The sequence below is a fragment of the Paenarthrobacter sp. 22069 genome (genome assembly GCF_052046035.1).
Classification (GTDB): Bacteria; Actinomycetota; Actinomycetes; order Actinomycetales; family Micrococcaceae; genus Arthrobacter.
On the sequence record NZ_JBQEQF010000010.1, the window covers coordinates 128301 to 148758 of the forward strand.

The window sequence follows — 20458 nt, forward strand, 5'->3', positions numbered from 1 at the left end:
GCGGTTATTTACCGCGCAGTAAGTTAACGGCCGGGAGCGCGCAGGGATTCCCAAACGGCGTCCGGCGAGGGAAGCTAGGCCACCAGGTTCGCGGCGGCGGTGTCCATGTGTTCCAGGATGGTCTTCCGGGCAAGCGAGGAGTCGCCGGTGTCGATGGCGGCCACGATGTCCTTATGGCGGTCCACGCTCATGTTGCTCACGCCCTTTTCCAGCCCTGCGAACATGATGGACATCCGGATGGAGCCCTCCAGCGATTCCCAGGAGTGGAGCAGCGTTTCGTTGCCGGTGAGCCGGCAAAGCGTGCGGTGGAACTCCAGGTCGGATTCGATCCGTTCCTCGAGGCTGCCGCTGGTGGCCGCGCTCATGGCGTCAACGGCCGCGTGCAGGGATTCGGTGACGTGCTGCCGGTCCGGCAGCTCGCACAGCGTCCGGGCTGCGAGCGATTCCAGGGCGGCGCGCACGGCGTAAATGTCCCGGATTTCCTTCTCGTCCAGGTGCCGGACGGAGAGCCGTCCGCGGGGCCCGGCGGACAGCAAGCCTTCCTGTTCCAGCTGCCGCAGGGCTTCGCGCAGGGTGCCGCGACTGATCTGGAGCATCTCGGACAGTTCTGTTTCCACCAGGTGCCGTCCCGGCTCCAGTTCTCCGCTGGTGATGGCGGTCCTCAGCGCCGAGAGCGCCTGCTCGCGCAGGCTTTTCTTTTCCAGTCCCAGCAGCGGGGCGGTCAATCCGGCCATGGCTTGTCCTCAATGTCATAAGTCGACTGTTTACAGTCGGTAGTGATTTCGATACTACGGCAGAAAGCACGGCGCCGGCTTAGGACCGGTGCCGTGCTTTTGCATTGGTTACTGCCTAGCCCAGTTCGGCCAGGACCTTGGCCACGATGCGGTCCACAGCCAGGCCGTAACGGTCGTGCAGCGTGGGCAGGGCGCCGGCGTCCAGGAACTGGTCCGGCAGTGCCACGGGCACCACCCGCTTGCCCACGCCGGCGGTGACGACGGCGGAGGCAACGGTTTCGAACAGGCCGCCCACCACGGAGTGGTTTTCCAGCGTGACGGCCAAGCGGTCCGTGTTGACCTCCTTGAGGACGGTCTCGGCGTCGAACGGCTTGATGGTTGGGGTGTGCACGACGGCGACGTCCACCTTGTGTTCCGCCAGCGCCTTGGCCGCCTGGAGGGCCCGCATGGTCATCAGGCCGGAGGAGATGAAGACGACGTCGTTGCCGCCGCGCAGGACCTTGGCCTTGCCGAGTTCGAAGGTGTAGTCGTACTCATCCAGGACCGTGGGCACGTTGCCGCGAAGCAGGCGCAGGTAGGTGGGGCCGTCGGAGGCGGCCAGTTGCGGGACGGCCTGTTCGATGTCGATCGAGTCGCACGGGTCAACGATGGTCAGGTTGGGCATGCCGCGGAAGATCGCCATGTCCTCGGTGGCCTGGTGGCTGGGGCCGTAGCCGGTGGTGAGTCCGGGCAGGCCACCCACGATGTTGACGTTTAGATTCGGTTCCGCAGCGTCCAGGCAGAGGAAGTCGTAGGCGCGGCGGGCGGCGAACACCGAATAGGTGGAGGCGAACGGCACCAGGCCGGACTCGGCCAGGCCCGCGGCGGCGCCGAAGAGCAGCTGCTCGGCCATGCCCATCTGGAAGAACCGCTCCGGGAAGGCCTTGGCGAAGATGTGCATGTCCGTGTACTTGCCCAGGTCCGCGGTCAGGCCAACGATCCTGTCGTTCTCCTGCGCGGCCTTGACCAGTGCGTGCCCGAACGGTGCGGAGGAGGTCTTCTGGCCGGGATCGGCGAACGATGCGATCATCGCCGAGGTCTTCAGCTTCGGCTTCACGGCGGCCGTGGTGTTTGGGGCCTCGGTGGTGGTGCTCATGCTGAAGCCTTTCCTTCGTAGCTGGCAGTGAGTTGCTCGCGGCAGATCTGCCATTCGTTTTCTTCGATGCGCATGAAGTGCGCCTTTTCGCGGTTTTCCAGCAGTGGAACACCGCGGCCCACCTTGGTGTCGCACAGGATGACGGAGGGACGTCCGACGGCGGCGGCCTGGGCGGCTGCGTTGTCGAACGCTGCGAGCAGGGCGGCGACGTCGTTCCCGTCCACGCGCTGGGTGTACCAACCGAACGATTCCCACTTTTCGGTGACCGGTTCAGTACGCAGGACGGTGTCCGTCTTGCCGTCGGCCTGCAGGGCGTTGATGTCCACCATGGCGGTGAGGTTGCCCAGCTGGTGGTGGTGCGCGCCCATGGCGGCTTCCCAGGTGGAGCCCTCGTCCAGTTCGCCGTCGGACAGGAAGTTGAAGACCCTGGCGGAGGACCCCTGGTAGCGCAGTCCCAGTGCCATTCCGACGGCGATGGTCAGGCCGTGCCCCAGCGAGCCGCCGGAGATTTCCATGCCGGGGGTGTAGGTGGACATCCCGGACATCGGCAGCCGGGAGTCATCCGACCCGTAGGTTTCCAGTTCCTCCACCGGGACGATTCCGGCTTCGGCAAGGGCCGCGTAGTGGCCGATTGCGTAGTGGCCGGTGGAGAGCAGGAACCGGTCGCGGGCTTCCCAGTGCGGGTCCTCGGCACGGTACCGCAGCTGGTCCCCGTAGACGGTGGCGAGCATGTCGGCCGCGCCCAGGGCCTGGCCTACATACCCCTGGCCCTGGACCTCGCCCATGTTGAGGGCGTGGTGCCGGATGCGGTACGCGGCGGCGGTGATCTTCTCCAGCCGTTCCGGAGTCACCACATTCTGCAGCGTTTGTCCCTGCGGGGTGGCGTCCTGGACTGTATCTGTAGGCATTACGGTCTCCGTGGTCGTTTTGTGCGTGCTGGTCATTCAGGCGTTGACGGTGTTCGGGGTGCTTTTGGTGGCCTCGTCAGCCAGTTCGCGTTCCCGCTTGCCCCAGGTTTCCCGGGTGGCGACGGCGGCCCAGAGGCCGATCAGGGCATAGGCGCCGAAGAGCAGGGCCGGACCCATCCAGCCGAAGCTGACGAACAGGAGGGTGGTGATGAACGGGGTGAAGCCGGACACCATGGCGGAGATCTGGTACGCGAGGCTGGCACCGGAGGCGCGGGTCTTGGCCTGGAAGAGTTCCGGGAACCAGGCACCCTGGGCGCCGGCGAGGGAGTTCTGGCAGACCGCGTAGGAGATCACGATGGTAAGGATGATGGCGATGAACAGGCCGGTGTTGACCAGCAGGAACATCGGGATGGCGAACAGGGCTGCGAAGGCGGTGGACCAGACGTACAGCGGGCGCCGGCCGATGCGGTCCGTCAGGGCGGCCCAGGCCTGGGTGGCGAAAATGCCGATGGCGGACGCGATGCAAAGGGCGACCAGGGTCTGGGTCTTGTCCGCGAGGTGCTGGCTGTTGATGTAGGAAATCATGTACGTGATGGAAACGGCGTAACCGGCGGTCTCGGCGATGCGGAGGCCGATGCCCTTGACGATGTTGCGCCAGTCCGTCTTGATGACCTCGACAATGGGAGCCTTGACGATGGTGCCGCTGTCCTTGACCTCGTCGAAGACGGGGGACTCGGGAACCTTGGAGCGGATAATCAGGCCCACGATGACCAGTACGATGCTGGCCAGGAAGGGGATGCGCCAGGCCAGCTCACCGCCAAGGCCGGAGCTCGCCAGGAAGGTCAGGTTGGCCAGCAGCAGGCCCACCGGGAAGCCGGCCTGGACGATGCCGGTGTACTTGCCCTTGGCCTTCCATGGCGCGTGCTCGTAGCTCATCAGGATGGCACCGCCCCATTCCGCACCGAAGGCGAGGCCCTGGACGATGCGGACGAAGACGAGGAGTGCGGGGGCGAGGAGGCCGACCGCTGCGTACGTGGGGAGCAGGCCAATGGCGAAGGTGGCCAGGCCCATCAGGATGAGCGAGGAGACCAGGACTGGTTTACGGCCTACTTTGTCGCCGAGGTGCCCGCCGATGATGCCGCCCAGGGGGCGGGCAGCGAAGCCGACGCCCAGGGTGGCGAAGGAGGCGAGGGTGCCCGTGACGGGATCGCTCCCGGGGAAGAATGCCGTGCCGAAGTACAGCGCAGCAGCGGTGCCGAAGCCGATGAAGTCATAGGTCTCGATGACGGCCCCCACGCCGGATCCGATGGCGACGCGCCTGGCGTCCTTGGTGCCGTGGACCGGACCGCGCATGGTCAGAGCATCTTTGCTCATGGTGGTTCCCTTTCGAAGAGCGGCTGCAAAAGAAGGCCGCTGTCGACTGTTAACAACTGATGAGTCCAAGTGTGACCTACATCATCGTCACTGTCAACAGTCGACCTCCAGGGTTGACTGTTGACAGTTAACGCCTGTACTGTGGTGCCCATCACTACAGACCGGCGCGAACCAGAGGATCAATGATGTTCCACTCCAGACTCGGATGCTCATCCATCAGCTTCCGGCACCAGGACCTGGCCAGTGCGCTGCGCACCATGAAGGGCCTTGGCTTCGACGAAATCGACCTCGGCGCCTTGCCCGGCGTCTGCGACCACGTTCCCTACGAACTGGATACCGCGGCCGTCGCCGCCGTGTCGGCCGAGGTCAACGCCTCCGGTCTGCGGGTGCGTTCTGTAAATGGCGACATTGGGGACCTCAACAAGGTGCTCGACGGCGATGCGCAGGCAGCGCGGCAGCGCCACCTCGACGCCCTGCTCACCCTTACCGCCAACATCGGGGCGAAGGCACTGGTGCTTCCCTGCGGCGCCCTGGACCACGAACCGGTCCGGAGCCTCGAGGAAGACCTCGACCTCATCGCCGCCCAGCTCAGCGGTGCCACCCAGCGCGCTGCCGGGTTCGGCGTCGAAATTTGGACCGAGTCACTGCACTTCCTGCGCTTCTGCTGGAACCTGGAACGCGCGGGACTGCTTGCGGACCGGCTGGCAGGATCCGGCGTCGGAATCGTCATGGACTTCAGCCACATCGTGGCCTCCGGCGAGGACATCCAGGCCTACCTGGACCGGCACCAGGGCCGGATCAGTCACGTCCACCTCCGCGACGCCGTGCCGGGGAACATCAACCTCAGCATCGGCAACGGGGACGCCGACTTCGCCGGCGGCCTGAAGCGGCTCGCCGCCGACGGCTACACCGGCCACTTCTCGCTCGAACTGGAAACCCGGGATGTCACCAACGACGAACGCCCGGCCGCCGCCGCCAAGGCAGCAAGCTTCATCACCGACCTTCTCTAACCATCCATTGCTCCGTAAACGTCGTTTTGACGCCTCATAAGGGCCGTTACGGAGCAATCGATCCACTAAAACAATTCAAGGAGCACCATCATGACCACCATCCAGCGCACCGCCGTCCTCACTGGAGCCACCTCCGACCGCGGCATCGGCATCACCACCGCCCGCCGCTACGCCCATGACGGCTGGGGCATCGTCATCCTGGACCTCGACGGCGAGAAGTCGGCCAAGGTCGCCGCCGAACTCGGCAACGAGTTCAACGTCCCCGCCTTCGGCCACGAGATCGACGTCGCCAACGAAGCCTCCGTCACGGCCGCCCAGGCCGCCGTCGCCGCCGAAGTGGCCGCCGGCAACCTCCCGCCCGTCGGAGCCCTGGCCAACATCGCCGGCATCACCTCGCCGATCCCGTTCCTGGAAACCACCCTTGAGCTGTGGCACAAAGTCATGGACGTCAACGCCACCGGCACCTACCTGGTGACCAAGGCCTTCCTGCCGGACATGATCGCCAACGGCTGGGGCCGGATCGTCAACATGTCCTCGGTCTCCGCCCAACGCGGCGGCGGCGTCTTCGGCAAGGTCCCCTACTCCGCCGCAAAGGCAGCCATCCTGGGCTTCACCAAGGCCCTGGCCCGCGAGCTGGGCACCACCGGCGTCACCGTCAACGCCATCACCCCGGGTGCCGTGGACACCAACATCCGCGTCGGCAGCACCGAGGAGCAGGAGGCGGCCATCAACGCCGGCATCCCGCTGGGCCGCAACGCCACCACCGAGGAAGTGGCCTCCGTAATCGCTTTCCTCTCCTCCGAGGACTCGGCCTACCTCACCGGCACCACCATCGACATCAACGGCGGCAGCCACATCCACTAGCAGCCCCTGACAGCCCCCAGTACTGACAGCGCCCGGACGCCGGAGAACCCACCATGACCAAAATCTTCAACGACCCCTCAGAGTTCGCCGAGGAGGCCCTGGCAGGCTTCTGCGACGTCCACTCGGACCTGGTCCGCCAGGTCCCGGGCGGCGCCGTCCGCCGCTACCGGCCTGCGCAGCCCAAGGTTGCCGTCCTGGCCGGCGGTGGCTCCGGACACTACCCGGCGTTCGCCGGCGTTATCGGCACCGGTTTCGCCGACGGCGCGGTGGTGGGCAACATCTTCACCTCGCCCTCCGCCCAGCAGGCCTACTCGGTGGCCAAGGCCGCAGAGTCCGGTGCCGGCGTCGTCTTCACCTACGGCAACTACGCCGGCGACGTGATGAACTTCGGCATGGCCAGCGAACGCCTGGCCGCCGAGGGCATTGCCGCGGAGAACGTCCTGGTGACGGACGACATCGCCAGCGCGCCGCCGTCGGAATCCGGAAAGCGCCGCGGGATCGCCGGTGACTTCACCGTCTTCAAAGTGATGGGGGCCGCCGCCGAGAACGGCGCCGACCTGGCCGAGGTGGTCCGCCTGGGCCGCAAGGCCAACGACCTGACCCGCACCATCGGCAGCGCGTTCGCCGGCTGCACGTTCCCCGGTGCCGAGTCCCCGCTGTTCACCCTTCCGGAGGGGCAGATGGGCCTGGGCCTTGGCATCCATGGCGAGCCCGGGCTCCATGACACGGACCTGCCGTCCGCCAAGGAGCTGGGCCGGGAACTGGTGGCCCGGGTGCTCTCCGAGACCCCTGCCAACGCCGGCAAGCGGATCGCCGTCATCCTTAACGGCCTCGGCTCCACCAAGCACGAGGAACTCTTCGTCCTCTGGGGGACGGTGGCGCCACTGCTTCGCGCGGCCGGCTACACCCTGGTCTTGCCTGAGGTGGGCGAACTGGTCACCAGCCTGGACATGGCCGGCGTGTCGCTAACCATCACCTGGCTGGATGAGGAACTGGAACCGCTGTGGGTTGCCCCCGCGGAGACGCCCTCCTACCGGCGCGGTGCTGTCGTTAGCCAGGCGGGAACTTCCGCCGGGGAAGAAGCGGCCGACGGCGGTGCGGCCGCAGCAGCGTTCGTCGCCACGGAGGCCTCCCGCGAGTATGCGGCCGCGTGCGTTGACGCCATTGATGCCGCGAAATCCTCCCTGCACCGGGCGGAGGAACGGCTTGGCCGGATGGACGCCATCGCCGGCGATGGTGACCACGGCCGCGGCATGGTCCGCGGCGTGGATGCGGCAGCCGCAGCAGCTTCTGCCGCCTTCACCGAAGGTGCAGGCGCGGGAGATGTCCTTGCTGCGGCCGGAGATGCCTGGGCAGACAAGGCCGGGGGCACCTCCGGTGTGCTGTGGGGAGCAGGACTGCGGGCCTTGGGCGAGACGGTAGGCAACTCCTCCGCACCTGAGGCTGGCGCCCTTGCGGCCGCCGTGACGGCGTTCGCGGACCGGATTGTCCAGCTGGGCAAGGCCGAGATCGGCGACAAGACCATGGTGGACGCGCTGCTGCCGTTCGCTTCAACATTCAGCCGCGCGGTGGCTGACGGTGCCGAGCCAGGCCTGGCCTGGCAAGACGCTGCCCGCGAAGCGGCAGCCGCGGCGGAGGCAACCGCCGATCTGCTGCCCCTGAAGGGCCGCGCACGCCCACTGGCCGAGAAGAGCCTGGGCACCGCCGACCCCGGGGCCACGTCCCTTGCCATGGTCTTCGCCGTGGTGGGGCCGCATTTCACCACCAGCACCTCTGCGCAGGTAGGAGCGAAATAATGACGACGGAAGGACACGCTATGGGGCTGCGGCTCATTGTCGGCGCGGATGAAGCCGGCGTTGATTACAAGGACAAGGTCCTCGCGGACCTCCGCAACGACCCCCGCGTCAGCGAGGTCATCGACATCGGCGTCAACCGGGCCGACGCCGCGGACGACTTCACCCGGCCCTACCCCTACGTGGGCATTGCGGCCGGCGAGATGATCCGTGACGGCCGGGCCGACCGGGCCATTCTCTTCTGCGGCACGGGCATCGGCGTGGCCATCGCCGCGAACAAGGTGGAAGGCATCCGCGCCACCGCAGCGCACGACTCGTTCTCGGTTGAGCGCTCCATCCTCTCCAACGACTGCCAGGTGCTCACCATGGGCCAGCGCGTCGTGGGGATCGAGCTGGCCCGGCGGCTGGCGAAGGAGTGGATCGGCTACACGTTCGATCCGTCGTCGGCATCCGCCGGCAAAGTGAAGGTCCTCACCGACTTCGAGTCCTGCTAGCCGAACCCCCGGGGAATGCCATGAAGCCCTACCCCTCTTCCGACTGGACCCGGCTGATCGGAGTTCCTGTGGAGATCCGCCGGAACTCCACCCTGGTCCGGGCCGGCGTGGTGGATGACGCCATGCGAAACCCGGCCGCCCTGTGGCTGGCCGCCGACGCCGCCGGCCACAGGGAGCTGTTCACCGCCGACGAGGGGTACCAGGCATGGATCCAGCCGCGGATGCTGGCGGGGCAACTCTGCTACAAAATGGCTGCCGCCCTGCGGTAGCGCCGCTCTTCGGGAACCATTCCGGCGGGGCTGCAGGTCAGGAGGCCAGCTTCGCCCGCAGCCCGGCAATAATGACGTCCAGCCCAAAGTCGAAGGCATGATCGCCGCGTTCCGATGGCGGCCCCGAAAAGCTCAACGCACGTTTCAGTGCAGGATAACCGTCAGCCGGCGGATCCCAGACAACCTCCGGGGCGGCAAGGTCGAGTGCTGCGCCCAACGCAAAGCTGTCAATTGTCGAAATCGCCGACACAATGTCCCGGCCCCTGAAGCCCGCCGCCTCCAGCGCAAGCGCGAGATCCTCGTACAGCCCGATCACGTCCGGGTCGGTGATGGACTGCAGCACCATGAGGGGTGCCAGCCGCGGATGGCGGGCGAAAGCATCCCTGTACGCGCGGATAAGGACCCGCAGGGCCGCTTCCCAGTCCTGATGGTCAACCGGGGAATATGGTTCCTCGGTAATAATCCGGTGCCTCAGCAGTTCCAGGATCTCGTCCCGGCCGCTGACGTGGTTGTAGATGGAGGACTGGCTGACGCCAATCCTTTTGGCGAGCTTGGGAAAGCTGAAATCACCGGTCTGGTCCACCAGTTCGAGTGCAGCGGAGGTGAGGGCCTCCACGGAAATCAACGGGAGGGGCGGGCGGCCCATCGGTTCTCCTGACTGCAGCTCTTGGACATCGGCTCCAGCCTAACTGCCGGAAACCTTATCGCCTTCACCGGAAACCTATTGTGCTCTGGACCACTTGGTCCCATACTAAACGAAAGCCTTTCGTTTAAGTGGGCTCCCAGGAAAGGACCACGTAATGCCTGCTACCAAAACCCGACCAAAACCGCCCTCCCCGGACGGCACCCTCAAACGCAATGCGCTGGGCACCGGAGGCATCGCCTTCCTGGTAATCTCGGCCGCGGCACCCCTGACAGTGATGGCAGGCGTAGCCCCGGTGGCGATCGGAGTCGCGGGCATCGGCGCCCCGGCCGGTTACCTCCTGGCCGGCATCGTCCTGACCCTCTTCGCCATCGGCTTCATGGCAATGACGCGCCACGTGAAGGCTTCCGGCGGCTTCTACACCTACATCTCGATTTCTTTGGGAAAGACCGTCGGGCTGGCTTCAGCCATCCTCGCGATCATCTCCTACAACTGCCTGCAGATCGGCGTCTACGGTCTCTTCGCCGTCCAGACGCACGACATGCTGCGGGTCCTCTTCGGACTCGACGTGCCATGGCCCGCGGTCGCCCTTACCGCCGTCGCGGCCGTCTGGTTCCTCGGGTACCGGGGCATCGACGTCGGCGCCAAGGTCCTGGGCGTGCTCTTGGTCGCAGAGACCGGCATCCTCGGCGTGATGGGCGCGGGCATCCTGGGAAACGGCGGCGCGCACGGCATCAGCATGGGATCCTTCAGCCCGGAGCAGGCCTTTGGACCCGGTGTCCTGGCCATCCTGGGAATCTGCTTCGCCGCCTTCATGGGGTTCGAATCCACCGTGCTGTACCGGTCCGAAGCCCGTGACCCGGATAAGTCCGTTCCGCGGGCCATGTACATCGCAGTGGGCTTCATGTCCGTGTTCTATGCCTTTATCGTGTGGGCGGTCATTCAGGCCTTCGGCGACGACCAGGTGGTGGAAGCTGCCGGGGAGCTGTCCGGCGGGATGTTCTTCCAGACCATCGGGCAATACGTGGGACCCTGGGCCGAAACTGCCATGTACGTCCTGATCGTCACTAGCGTCTACGCATCACAACTGGCGTTCCATAACGCGATCAACCGCTATGTCTACATGCTGGCTAAGGACGGGATCCTGCCCGCATTCCTGGGCCAAACGCACCACCGGTTCCACTCGCCGCACCGCGCCGGACAGCTGCAGACCCTGTTGGCGGCCGTGGTCATCACCATCTGCGCCATCCTCAACGCGGACCCGTACCAGCAGCTCCTGATCTGGGTGAATACGCCGGGCATCTTCGGCATCGTTGGACTGCAGGGGCTGGTGTCCGTGGCCGCGTTCCTCTACCTGCGCCGGAACCCTTCCGCTGCCCGCAACAAACTCCTTGCCCCGCTCAGCCTCGTTTCCGCCGTCCTCCTTTTCGGCGTCGTCCTGCTCATAGCGGTGAACATTGAACTCCTCACCGCTGCCGACCCGCTGACCAACACCATCCTGATCCTGGTGACGCCCGTGGTGTTCGCCGCCGGCCTGCTCGCCGCCCGGTGGGTGCGCCGCCGTCGTCCTGCCACCTTCGACCGAATTGGAAGCTTTGAAACCCATGAATGACATCAAACCGGACCTGATCATCCTGGCCGGAACGGTCCACGCCATGGACGAAACGCACAGCCCCGCCGCGCAGGCCGTAGCGGTACGCGACGGACGCATCCAGGCCATCGGAACGCGGGAAGAGGCCAGCTCCTGGGATGGATCCGAAGTTATCGATTTTGGCGACGCCGTCCTCACTCCAGGCCTGATGGACTGCCACGTCCATCCCGTCATGGGCCTGGACATGACGCGCGGCTGCGACCTCTCCGGCATCACCGACCTCGCCGCCGTCCGCGCACTGCTGCGGGCGGAGGCGGAGGCCACCCCGCCGGACGGCTGGGTCCGCGGGTGGGGGCTTGATCCCAACGCGTTCGGGGCTGTTCCACCCCACCGCGAGCTGATCGACGACGTCGTGGCCGGCAGGCCTGCGCTGATCCGCCTGTTCGATGCCCATTCAGCCCTGGCCAGCACGGCAGCGCTGGAACTGGCCGGGATCACAGGACCACGGCACTTCGACCAGGCGGCAGAAGTGGTCTGCGACGGCACGGGCAGGCCCACCGGGCTCCTGCTGGAGGCCGCCGCACTGGACCTGGTCCTGGCGCTCATGCCGTCAGAGACCTTCCAGGAACGGAAGGAGCGGCTGGGCGAAGTCTTCGAGTCGTTCTCCCGGGCGGGGCTGACGGGCATCCATGTCATGGACTGTGGAGAAGGAACCTTGGAGCTCCTTGCTGCCCTCGAAAGAGACCTGGCCGCGGCCGGGAGGGGACTGCCGGTCCGGGTGCGGGTGTCGCCGTGGTGCATGCCGGGCAGCGGGGACGATGACTGGCAGCGGCTTGCCGGGCAGGTGGAAAATGTTCGCGGCTCCCGATGGGAAGTGGCCGGGATCAAGCTGTTCGTGGACGGGACCATTGATAACGGCACGGCGTGGCTCTTTGAGCCCGATAGCCACGGCCAGTCCGTTACGCCCTTTTGGCCGCGACCGGAGGAGTACGCCCGGGCTGCCAGGTTCTTTGCAGAACGGGGCATCCCCACCGCCACCCATGCCATCGGGGACGCCGGCGTGGCCGCCGTGGTGGCGGCTTTCGAGGACCTTCCGGCGGACGTGGCCCGGGCACCGCACAGGATCGAGCATATTGAAACGGTTCCGGACGGGATCATCGCGAGGTTCGCAAGGACGGGCCTGATCGCCAGCATGCAACCCAGCCATTGCACCCATTACTCCCGCGCAGACCAGACCGACAACTGGTCAACCCGATTGGGCAAAGAGCGAGCGGACCGCGGCTGGCGGTGCGCGGACCTCCGGTCCGCGGGCGTGACACTCGCGCTTGGTTCGGACTGGCCGGTGGCACCGTTTGAACCCTTGCCGATCCTCGCGGACGCCCAGCTGCGGCGGCGGTCCGGCCATACCGAAGAGCAGCCGATTGCCCCCGGCCAGGCACTCAGCGCCCGCCAGGCGCTGGAAGGCTACACCTCCCATGCCGCCAAAGCAGCGGGGGAGTGGGCGGAGGCGGGGTCTGTGGCCGTGGGCAAGCGGGCCGACTTCACGATTTTGGACCTTGACCCGCTGGCCGCGGCGCCGGACGACCTTGCGCGAGGGCAGGTCCTGGCCACTGTCGTGGACGGGCAGCTGCAGCATCTTGCCGTCGGCGTCACCCGCTAGCTGTATTGGCCACGGACGCTAGTGACGCCCCGGCGTGGCCCGGCCCCTTTTTCGGGGCTGGGCTTCCCACGGACCCCTTCCTAGACTGGGACGATGATCACAGTCACCGGAAGTGTGGAAACCAACCTGTCCGCAGAGAAGGCCTTCGCCTTCATGAGCGCGTTCGAGAACACCAGCGAGTGGGATCCGAACACCCCTGTCATGGATAAGCTCACCCCGGGCCCTGTGGCTGTGGGCCACCGGTACCATGCCGAGTCCGAGTTCAGGGGCAAGCGCCAGTCCCTGGAATACGAAGTCATCGAGCTGACCGCCAACCACATCAAGCTGCGCGGCGAGAACAAGACTGTAACCTCGTTCGATTCCATCGATGTCAGCCCCAACGGGACAGGTTCGGTGGTGAAGTACACGGCCGAGTTCAGCATCCACGGGCCGGCCAAGGTCATCCAGCCGCTCCTGAAGCCGGCCTTCAATTCCCTGCGGGATCCCGCGCTGAACGGGATCCGCGACAAGCTTAACCAGCTGGCAGCAGCGGGCTGACGGAGGCGAAAAACTCCCGGATCCAGCGGCGCGGGTCGGCTTCCACCCGGACGTCCTCGTCGAGGACCATGGTGCTCCGCTCCGCGCCGTATTCCGGCCATGCCGGCGGCAGCGGCTGTCCGCTGCGCGCAAAAGACGCCCAGGCGCCGCTCATGGTCTCGCCCAGCGCCTGGGGAGCGCGGCCCCTGGTGAGGAACGCAGCCTCCGGTGTGTCCAGATGCCGGAAGACGAACGGGATCTCCAGCGCATGGCAGGCACCCAGCTTCCCGCCCGTGGCCGGGCTGCGCCAGGTGAAGAGGTAGGCGAAGTTCCTTCCGGCGGCTCCGTTGCGGGCAGCGAGGCTCCTGGCATCCAGCAGGCGGTTGCTCGGCTGGCGGTACAGGGAGTCCGCGATCGAGGCCTCGAGCAGTTCCTTCCCCGTCGCTTCCCGGCCCATCACCCGGGCCAATGCTTCGGTGTAGCCGGAGGCCGCTGCCTCCGGCACTCCGCTGCCGGCAAGGGTTGCCGCGGCGCGCTCCGGCAAGTCCGGATCACCGGCAACGGCCGGACGCATTTCGACGGCGAATGAACCCTCATTGAGGTTGGTCCCGATCAGCAGGTCCACCCCGCCGTTGAGACCGTTGCGGATACTTTCCAGCGGCGGCGCGGGAAGTGACGGTGTGCCGGACGTCGGCTGGAACGGCAGCGGCACCGCGAAGGATTCAGCGGCGAAACGCTGCTCAAGGTCCTGCTGGGCTGCCAGCAGCCGCTCCACCGGAAGCGTGAGCAGTTCGGCGGCGGAGGACGGCGCCAAGCCACACAGCTCAAGGAACAGCGACGTGACGCGTGCCGAGTCCTGCGGACGGCGGCAGCGTTCGGCGGTGCCGCTTTGCATGATGGCCCGGCGGAAGAGGCCTTCCGACGCCGGCATCCCCAGCAGGGTGCCAACGGCTGCGGCGCCTGCGGACTCACCGAAAACAGTCACGTTCTCCGGGTCGCCGCCGAACGCCAGGATATTGCGCCGGATCCAGCGCAGTGCCTCCAGTTGGTCAAGCAGGGCAAGGTTCGATGAGTCCGCGAACTCCGGGCCCAGCAGTTCTGCCAGATGAAGGAAGCCCAAAGCGCCAAGCCGGTAATTGAGGGCAACCACCACCGCACCAGCCGCCGCGGCGAGGCGGGCGCCGTCGTACATGCCGTCACTGTTGGCGCCCATGAGGTAGGCGCCGCCATGAATCCAGACCATCACCGGCCTGGCCGGACCATCCATCCCCGGCGTCCAGATATTGAGGTTGAGGCAGCCCTCCTCGCTCCAGGTGCGCGGCAGAGTGCCGGGCGGGGCGTGCGACTCGGGATCCTGGGGTGCTGCAGGTCCGGGGACGGTGCAGTCCAGCACCCCGCCCCAGGGTTGAACCGGTGCGGGCGGGCGGAACCGGTTGGTTCCCGACACCGATGCCGCGTAGGGAATACCCAGGAAACGGTGGACCGTTGTCCCTTCGGCCTGCAGGGAAGTCCCGTGCAGGGACCCGGCTGGGGTGGAGAGGCGCGTCATGTTGCCAGACTAAGGCTTCCGCACAGGTAGGCTGGCATCACCGTTCGGCAGTGGGCGGCCGCAATGTTGTGGCTTTTAACCAATGTCCGGGAGGTAAGACCGGTGCACAATCCCGGCGTCCCCGAATACGGGGACTTCGCAGACGTTGCCCTCCATCTCCAGGAGTCGTTCCTGCAGAATCCGGAGGCCGAGGCGTTCCTTCAAAACCTCGCAATATATGCAGCGTCCAGGCTCGGCTCCCCAGACCATCCGTGCTGCTGCCAAATCACCGTGCTGCGGCCCAAGAAGCCGGCTGCGACGGCCGGCAGCAACCCCGGCCTGCGAATGGCCGAGCTGGAGTCCAAATACGGGGACGGCCCGGGACTGATGGCCATGCGGACGGCCGGCACTGTCCTGGTTCCGGACCTGCGGCGGGAGCAGCGCTGGCCGGAGTACGTCGGGGCTGCACGGAGGCAGGGATTCCTTTCGGTGCTGAGCATCCCGGCGGTGCTTGAGGAGGACGCACGGGGTGTGTTGACTTTCTACTGCCCGCAGCCTGTTGACGTCGGCGGTGGCGGGATCACCATGGCCGAGGCGTTTGTTCGGCAGGCTTCCAAAGGACTGAAACTTGCGTTGCGCATGCTGAAGCTTGAGGAGACCAAGGAAGGCATGAGCGCGGCCATGCAGACGCGCACGGTGATCGATCTGGCAACAGGCGCCATCATGGCACAGAACCGGTGCAGCCAGGCTGCCGCATTCAAGCTGCTGCGCGACGCCTCCAACAGCAGGAACATGAAGCTCCGCGAGGTTGCTGCCGCCGTGGTGGAATCGGTGGCCGGTGCCGCGGACACATTTACCTACTTTGACGAGTAAGGCCCCTTGCAGTCAGGGTCACGCTGTTCCGGCTGCAAATGGACCAGGTCGGAGTCGCTGAGCGGGGCGCGCAGTGGAAGGCCCTCGGTGGCGCAATGTTCGTTCACCGCCTGGGCCAGGGCATCCCGCTCCTTGGGCGACAGGGTGGCCTCGCCGGCGCAGTAGTCCCGGAGGAGTTGCTCGGAGGCATCCCCGCCCAGTGCGACAAATTCCATCCACAGCTGCGCGAGGTCCAGCCCGTGTTCCTTGATGACAGCAGCAGTGAGGGCCTGCTGGTCCAGGCTATCCATCGTGCCCTCCCAGGCTCGTCGTGGACTCGTACAGTTGCGATTCGGAGCGGAACACCGGGTGGATGGGAACCGCGCGGATAAATTCCTGCTGGGAGGATGGAGCCATGGCCCTGAGCGCATACCCGGTCCGGCGGCTGGGAGAAGACCCTGGAAACATGCTGGACCGCTCACGGTGGCCGGCGGTCCTGCCGCCGGTTTCGCAGGTCCTCGACCAGGGCCTGGACCTGGGCCCGGCCACCATCCTGGTAGGCGAGAACGGCTCGGGAAAATCGACCCTGGTGGAAGCCGTGGCCCTCGCTTATGGACTGTCTCCCGAGGGCGGGTCCACAGGTGCCCGCCACGTCACCCGGCGCACCGAATCCATTCTTGGCGACCACCTGCAGCTCATCCGGAACGCGGGAGCCACCCGCCGCGGCTACTTCCTCCGGGCTGAAACCATGCACCGCTTCTACACGTACCTGGAAGACAACCCCAGCACCTCAAGTCCGGACATCCCCTTCCATGACATGTCCCACGGCGAATCCTTCCTGCAACTGGCAGCCGACCGGTTCAACGGACCCGGCCTGTGGGTACTGGACGAACCGGAATCCGCGCTGTCCTTTTCCGGCTGCCTGGGCCTTCTGTCCGTCCTCAAGGAACGCCTGGCAGACGGGAAATCGCAGGTGCTGATGTCCACCCATTCCCCTTTATTGGCGGCGCTTCCCGGGGCCACCATCCTTGAAGTCGGGCCCTGGGGGCTGCGGGCCAGGTCGTGGGAGGAACTGGAACTCGTCGCGGCCTGGCGGAGCTTCATGGACTCACCCGAACGGTATCTCCGCCACATTTAGGCCCGAAGGACCTTCGCCCCTAGGCAGTTAATCGGCGCCGGCGGTCAACTTGAGTGTCGGGATCAGGCGTTTCAACAGGAGGCGGAGACGATGGGCGGATGTGACGTTTGCGGCAGCAGCGAGGGCCGGATGTTCACTGTCAGTATGGGGAACCAGAGCGGCACATTCGACAGCTTCGAATGCGCGATCCATATGATGGCACCTGCCTGCGAGCATTGCGGCTGCCGGATCCTGGGCCATCCCGTGGAAAGCGAAGCAGGCATCTATTGCTGCATGCACTGTGCCAGGGAGGCGGGGAACCCGCACAGGGCAGCCCAGCCAGAGCATTCGACCGTAGCCGTACCGCCACAGGGTACCCCCGCCGGGCAGGGCCAGCAGTGACCGCAAGGGCGGACCAGGAAACGAGGAACTGTGGCCGGTAGCGGGACTTTCCGGATAGTGGTGGGCGTGGACGGTTCCGACCAGTCACGGGCCGCGATGGACTGGGCGGTTGAGGAGTCCAGGCTGCGCGCAGGTGAAATCCAGGCTTTGACGGCGTGGAATTTCCCCTACGTCAGCGATGCCCTTGGTACCGCGTGGGACTATGACATCTTCCAGAAAGACGCCCAGGCCATCCTTGAGGCGGAGCTGGAACGCGTCAAGGACCGCGGTGCTGCCATTACGGGGCGCATCGTGGAAGGCAATCCGGCCTCGGCGCTCATTGATGCGTCCCGTGATGCGGACATGGTGGTGGTCGGCTCACGCGGCCATGGCGGGTTCACCGGAATGCTGCTCGGGTCGGTGTCCCACCAGACCATCCATCACGCGCGCTGCCCGGTCCTGGTGATCCGGGAGCCGGAGTAGCAGGCAAGGACGATGCCCCGGACCTCGCAAGGGAAGTCCGGGGCATCTCCTGTCCAGTTAGGCCGGTTGTACAGCCCCGGCCTGTGCCTGCTCGCGGGCAAAGCTGCCCAGCCAGTGCGCGCTTTCCTTCGGCGTGCGCTCCTGGGTGGTGCGGTCCACGGCGATCAGGCCGAACTTGGGCCGGTAGCCGAAGATCCACTCGAAGTTGTCGAAGGCCGTCCAGGCGATGTAGCCGCGCACGTCGATGCCGTCGGCAAGGCAGGAGGCAACGCCGTCGACCGCTGCCTTGAGGTAGGCCACGCGCTGGATGTCATCCTCGGTGGCCAGTCCGTTCTCGGTGACGATCACCGGGATGCCGGCGATCCGGTGGGCCTCGCGGATGGTGGCCTCCAGGGCCTGCGGGTAGATTTCCTCACCCATCTGGTTTGTGGGCACGCCCTCGGGTGCCGGGGCATGGCCGTCGGGACCGTAGACGGTCCGGCCGTAGGTTTGGATGCCCACGAAGTCGTCGCCGCGTGATGCCTCCAGGAACCGTTCGTTGACGTCCCGGCGCACCCGGGCCGCCAGTTCCTCGCCGCCGGGGACGGACTGGATGTCCGAGTTGGCAAGGGTCCAGCCCACCTGCAGCTCCGGGCGGTGCGCCTTGATCGCGGCAGTTGCCGCCCGGTGCGCGGCCAGCTTGACGTTAAAGCCCGCCTCTGTGGAGCAGAACTGGAAGGGGGCCACGGTGGCGGCATCAACGCCCAGGCGCTGCGCGGCCGCGGCCCATACGGGCACGTTTCCGCGGTTTTCCGGCGCTTCGCCGCCGATGCCAAACGATTCCAGCAGCCATGGAAGGTTGGGCTCGTTCAGGGTGCAGGCGACGCCGATCAGCTCACCCAGGTGTCCCATGACCCGTTCGCAGTAGCGCGCAAAGAGTTCCGGGGTCTCCGGGGACTCCCAGCCGCCGGTGCGCAGGAGCCATAACGGTGACGTGAAGTGGTGGAAGGTGACGACGGGAGTCAGACCATGGTCGCGGCACGCCTCCAGGACCCGCTTGTAGTGGTCCAGTTCGGCTACGGAGAAGTGGCCTTCCTCCGGTTCGACCCGGGCCCACTCGATGGAGAACCGGTATGAAGTGAAACCCAGGCCGGCGATCAGCGCGATGTCCTCCCTGTACCGCTGGTAGTGGTCGACGGCGTCTCCGGACGGCTCGGCGAAGATCGTCCCGGGCAGGTGCTCCAGGAACCAGGTATCGCTGTTGACGTTGTTGCCTTCCACCTGGTGGCCTGCGGTGGCCACGCCCCAGAGGAAGTCGCGGGGGAACGGGTTGGTCATGGGGTTCCTTTCGTGATGGACGCGCTCGGCGTCCCAGGCTTCGCTGCCTTCCCTTCCATCCTGTCGGCCGGCGTGACCGCCGCCACAATACCTTTTCAATGAATGACATTGTCATGTCTGGGGCAGGCAGCTCCGGCTGATTCTGGAAGGGAGCCGGGTACCTCCGGCCCCCACTGATTTCTTTCCGTTGCAGTCATAGAAGAATGCGAAGGCGCACCACATGAAACTCCTGACCACCACTGCACGCGGCAGCGCTGCCGTCTTGACCGGAGCCCTGCTGATCGGCTCGCTGGCCGCCTGCGGCGGTGGATCCAGCCAGGCCTCCGCCAAGGCCGACACCAGCAGCCTCACGCTGGCCGTCGACAGCGACTCGGCCTCGTTCGGCTACGACCCGCTGCGCGTCTCCGCCGCTCAGCGCCAGTTCTTCGAAGGCCTCTACGACAGCCTCATGACCCTGCAGCGGGATGGCTCCGCAGGCCCCGGCCTGGCCAAGGAGTTCAGCTACAACGCGGACAACACCGTCCTGACGCTGACCCTCAAGGACGACGTCACGTTCACGGATGGGTCCAAGCTGGACGCCGCACTGGTCAAGGCCAACCTCGACCGCCGCTCCGATCCCGCGCTGAGCGCCTACTCGGCCGTCGCCAAGGGCGGCGCGCAGGAAATCGCCTCGGTGGACGTGGTTAGTCCCACCCAGGTGGCCCTGACGTTCGCCAAGCCGCAACCGGGATTCGAAAAGAACCTGGCCTCCACCACCGGGATGATTGTGGGCAAGAACGGTGTCACGGACACCGCCAGCCTGGCGGCAACCCCGGACGGTTCCGGCCCGTACACCCTGGACCCCTCCACTGTGAAGGGCAACAAGTACGTGATGGTGAAGAACGACAAGAGCGCCGATGCCTCAAAATACGCCTACAAAAAGGTTGTCTTCAGCGTGGTGATGGACCCCCAGGCCCGGGCCAACGCCCTGGTCTCCGGCCAGGCGGACGTTTCCATGCTGACCTCGAACACGGTGGACTTCGCCAAGTCGAAGGGCGTCGGGGTGACCCAGATCGGAGGCACCGTCAACACCATGATCGCCTTCGACAAGATCGGCAAGACCGCCCCGGCGTTCGCCCAGGAAAAGGTCCGCCAGGCCATCCAGTACGCCATCAACCGCCAGGCCCTGGTGGACGCGCTCCACAAGGGCGACATCCCGGCCTGGAATGCACTCCCCAAGGATTCGGCAGGCTTCACCAAGGACCTTGACACCAAGTTCGCGTACAACCCGGACAAGGCCAAGAGCCTGCTGGCCGAGGCCGGCTACGCCAACGGCTTCGAGTTCACCATCATCGCCGGCGCCCAGACCCAGACAGACCTGCAGGCCGTCCAAAAGGACCTCGCCGCCGTCGGCATCACCATGAACGTGAAGATGGCGGCCTCCACCGACGAAGCGTTCGCCGCCGTCGCCACCACGCCCCTGGGCTACGCACCGCTGAACTGGGACAACCCCGTCGGCGTGATGTATGGCGCCATCCTCAACGGCTTCACCAACGTCCAGAAGGCCACCGATGACCAGCTCAGCGCCGCCACCGGCGAACTGGCCGCAGCCAAAGACGACGCCGCCGTCAAGGCAGCCGCCACCAAACTGAACACCCGCCTGGTGGAGTCCGGCTGGATGATCCCGCTCTACGAGGCCCTGACCAACCAGGGCTACAACACCAAGAAGGTGGCCCCGGTGAAGTTCGCCGGCACCAACGCCTACCCGCTCCTCTCGTCCTACACCCCGGCCAGCTAACACCCGCACCGT

Annotated in this window: 20 protein-coding genes; 12 read left to right on the plus strand and 8 right to left on the minus strand. The window is 66.2% G+C overall.

What is annotated here, in order from left to right:
• Positions 1-74 precede the first annotated feature (74 nt).
• The 4 genes from ACTJK0_RS10325 to ACTJK0_RS10340 all read right to left on the minus strand — a co-directional run bounded on the left by ACTJK0_RS10325 (position 75) and on the right by ACTJK0_RS10340 (position 4151).
• The gene (locus ACTJK0_RS10325; protein WP_110542404.1) at positions 75-734 is read right to left on the minus strand and encodes a GntR family transcriptional regulator; all 660 of its coding nucleotides are present in this window, start codon (positions 732-734) and stop codon (positions 75-77) included.
• Positions 735-849: 115 nt separating this feature from the next.
• Positions 850-1869 carry a transketolase family protein gene (locus ACTJK0_RS10330; protein ID WP_440745080.1) on the minus strand — a complete coding sequence of 340 codons (1020 nt, stop codon included), beginning with the start codon at positions 1867-1869 and terminating at the stop codon, positions 850-852.
• Positions 1866-2777 (minus strand): transketolase, encoded by a 912-nt coding sequence (locus ACTJK0_RS10335; RefSeq protein ID WP_440745081.1) that lies wholly within the window; start codon positions 2775-2777, stop codon positions 1866-1868. The genes ACTJK0_RS10330 and ACTJK0_RS10335 overlap by 4 nt, the downstream gene beginning before the upstream one ends.
• A gap of 36 nt (positions 2778-2813) precedes the next feature.
• Positions 2814-4151, minus strand: coding sequence for an MFS transporter (locus tag ACTJK0_RS10340; protein WP_110542407.1), 1338 nt, complete (start codon positions 4149-4151; stop codon positions 2814-2816).
• A gap of 185 nt (positions 4152-4336) precedes the next feature.
• Between ACTJK0_RS10340 and ACTJK0_RS10345 the strand changes: the two genes are divergently transcribed.
• The 5 genes from ACTJK0_RS10345 to ACTJK0_RS10365 all read left to right on the plus strand — a co-directional run bounded on the left by ACTJK0_RS10345 (position 4337) and on the right by ACTJK0_RS10365 (position 8581).
• Complete coding sequence (locus tag ACTJK0_RS10345; RefSeq protein ID WP_110542408.1) at positions 4337-5161, plus strand: sugar phosphate isomerase/epimerase family protein; 825 nt, start codon at positions 4337-4339, stop codon at positions 5159-5161.
• Positions 5162-5251: 90 nt separating this feature from the next.
• Entirely contained in the window at positions 5252-6025 is a 774-nt protein-coding gene (locus ACTJK0_RS10350; RefSeq protein ID WP_440745082.1) for an SDR family NAD(P)-dependent oxidoreductase, read from the plus strand.
• 53 nt (positions 6026-6078) lie between these two features.
• Positions 6079-7821 (plus strand): dihydroxyacetone kinase family protein, encoded by a 1743-nt coding sequence (locus ACTJK0_RS10355; protein WP_440745083.1) that lies wholly within the window; start codon positions 6079-6081, stop codon positions 7819-7821.
• Positions 7821-8312 (plus strand): RpiB/LacA/LacB family sugar-phosphate isomerase, encoded by a 492-nt coding sequence (locus tag ACTJK0_RS10360; protein WP_440745084.1) that lies wholly within the window; start codon positions 7821-7823, stop codon positions 8310-8312. The genes ACTJK0_RS10355 and ACTJK0_RS10360 overlap by 1 nt, the downstream gene beginning before the upstream one ends.
• A gap of 20 nt (positions 8313-8332) precedes the next feature.
• Complete coding sequence (locus tag ACTJK0_RS10365) at positions 8333-8581, plus strand: hypothetical protein (protein ID WP_440745085.1); 249 nt, start codon at positions 8333-8335, stop codon at positions 8579-8581.
• A 37-nt stretch (positions 8582-8618) separates the two neighbouring features.
• Here ACTJK0_RS10365 and ACTJK0_RS10370 read toward each other — a convergent pair whose 3' ends face one another.
• On the minus strand, positions 8619-9227 hold the full coding sequence (locus tag ACTJK0_RS10370) for a TetR/AcrR family transcriptional regulator (protein ID WP_440745086.1): 609 nt from the start codon (positions 9225-9227) through the stop codon (positions 8619-8621).
• A gap of 154 nt (positions 9228-9381) precedes the next feature.
• Between ACTJK0_RS10370 and ACTJK0_RS10375 the strand changes: the two genes are divergently transcribed.
• From ACTJK0_RS10375 to ACTJK0_RS10385, 3 genes are all read left to right on the plus strand, one after another.
• A complete protein-coding gene (locus ACTJK0_RS10375; RefSeq protein WP_440745087.1) occupies positions 9382-10836 on the plus strand; it encodes an APC family permease in 1455 nt (484 codons plus the stop codon).
• Positions 10829-12475 carry an amidohydrolase gene (locus ACTJK0_RS10380; RefSeq protein ID WP_440745088.1) on the plus strand — a complete coding sequence of 549 codons (1647 nt, stop codon included), beginning with the start codon at positions 10829-10831 and terminating at the stop codon, positions 12473-12475. Before ACTJK0_RS10375 ends, ACTJK0_RS10380 begins: the two co-directional genes overlap by 8 nt.
• 93 nt (positions 12476-12568) lie before the next feature.
• Positions 12569-13012 carry an SRPBCC family protein gene (locus ACTJK0_RS10385; protein ID WP_440745089.1) on the plus strand — a complete coding sequence of 148 codons (444 nt, stop codon included), beginning with the start codon at positions 12569-12571 and terminating at the stop codon, positions 13010-13012.
• Here the strand turns inward: ACTJK0_RS10385 and ACTJK0_RS10390 are convergent.
• Positions 12987-14540, minus strand: a complete 1554-nt coding sequence (locus tag ACTJK0_RS10390) for a carboxylesterase/lipase family protein (protein WP_440745090.1) — start codon at positions 14538-14540, stop codon at positions 12987-12989. The two genes, ACTJK0_RS10385 and ACTJK0_RS10390, sit on opposite strands and share 26 nt — an antisense overlap.
• Positions 14541-14642: 102 nt before the next feature.
• Between ACTJK0_RS10390 and ACTJK0_RS10395 the strand changes: the two genes are divergently transcribed.
• Positions 14643-15392 carry a GAF and ANTAR domain-containing protein gene (locus ACTJK0_RS10395; RefSeq protein WP_110542417.1) on the plus strand — a complete coding sequence of 250 codons (750 nt, stop codon included), beginning with the start codon at positions 14643-14645 and terminating at the stop codon, positions 15390-15392.
• Here the strand turns inward: ACTJK0_RS10395 and ACTJK0_RS10400 are convergent.
• Positions 15377-15682, minus strand: coding sequence for a hypothetical protein (locus ACTJK0_RS10400; protein ID WP_110542418.1), 306 nt, complete (start codon positions 15680-15682; stop codon positions 15377-15379). The genes ACTJK0_RS10395 and ACTJK0_RS10400 overlap by 16 nt on opposite strands.
• 104 nt (positions 15683-15786) lie before the next feature.
• Here ACTJK0_RS10400 and ACTJK0_RS10405 point away from each other — a divergent pair, with 104 nt between their 5' ends.
• Together ACTJK0_RS10405 and ACTJK0_RS10410 are read left to right on the plus strand one after the other, a co-directional pair.
• Positions 15787-16509, plus strand: a complete 723-nt coding sequence (locus ACTJK0_RS10405) for an ATP-binding cassette domain-containing protein (protein WP_440745091.1) — start codon at positions 15787-15789, stop codon at positions 16507-16509.
• Between the two features lie 411 nt (positions 16510-16920).
• Positions 16921-17352: a universal stress protein gene (locus ACTJK0_RS10410; RefSeq protein WP_110542421.1), complete on the plus strand. Its 432-nt coding sequence runs from the start codon at positions 16921-16923 to the stop codon at positions 17350-17352.
• Positions 17353-17409: 57 nt separating this feature from the next.
• On the opposite strand, the gene ACTJK0_RS10415 is transcribed toward ACTJK0_RS10410, so the two are convergent.
• Positions 17410-18669, minus strand: coding sequence for a glycoside hydrolase family 1 protein (locus ACTJK0_RS10415; RefSeq protein WP_440745092.1), 1260 nt, complete (start codon positions 18667-18669; stop codon positions 17410-17412).
• A 220-nt stretch (positions 18670-18889) separates the two neighbouring features.
• Here ACTJK0_RS10415 and ACTJK0_RS10420 point away from each other — a divergent pair, with 220 nt between their 5' ends.
• Complete coding sequence (locus ACTJK0_RS10420) at positions 18890-20446, plus strand: ABC transporter substrate-binding protein (protein ID WP_440745093.1); 1557 nt, start codon at positions 18890-18892, stop codon at positions 20444-20446.
• The last annotated feature ends 12 nt before the right edge of the window (positions 20447-20458 follow it).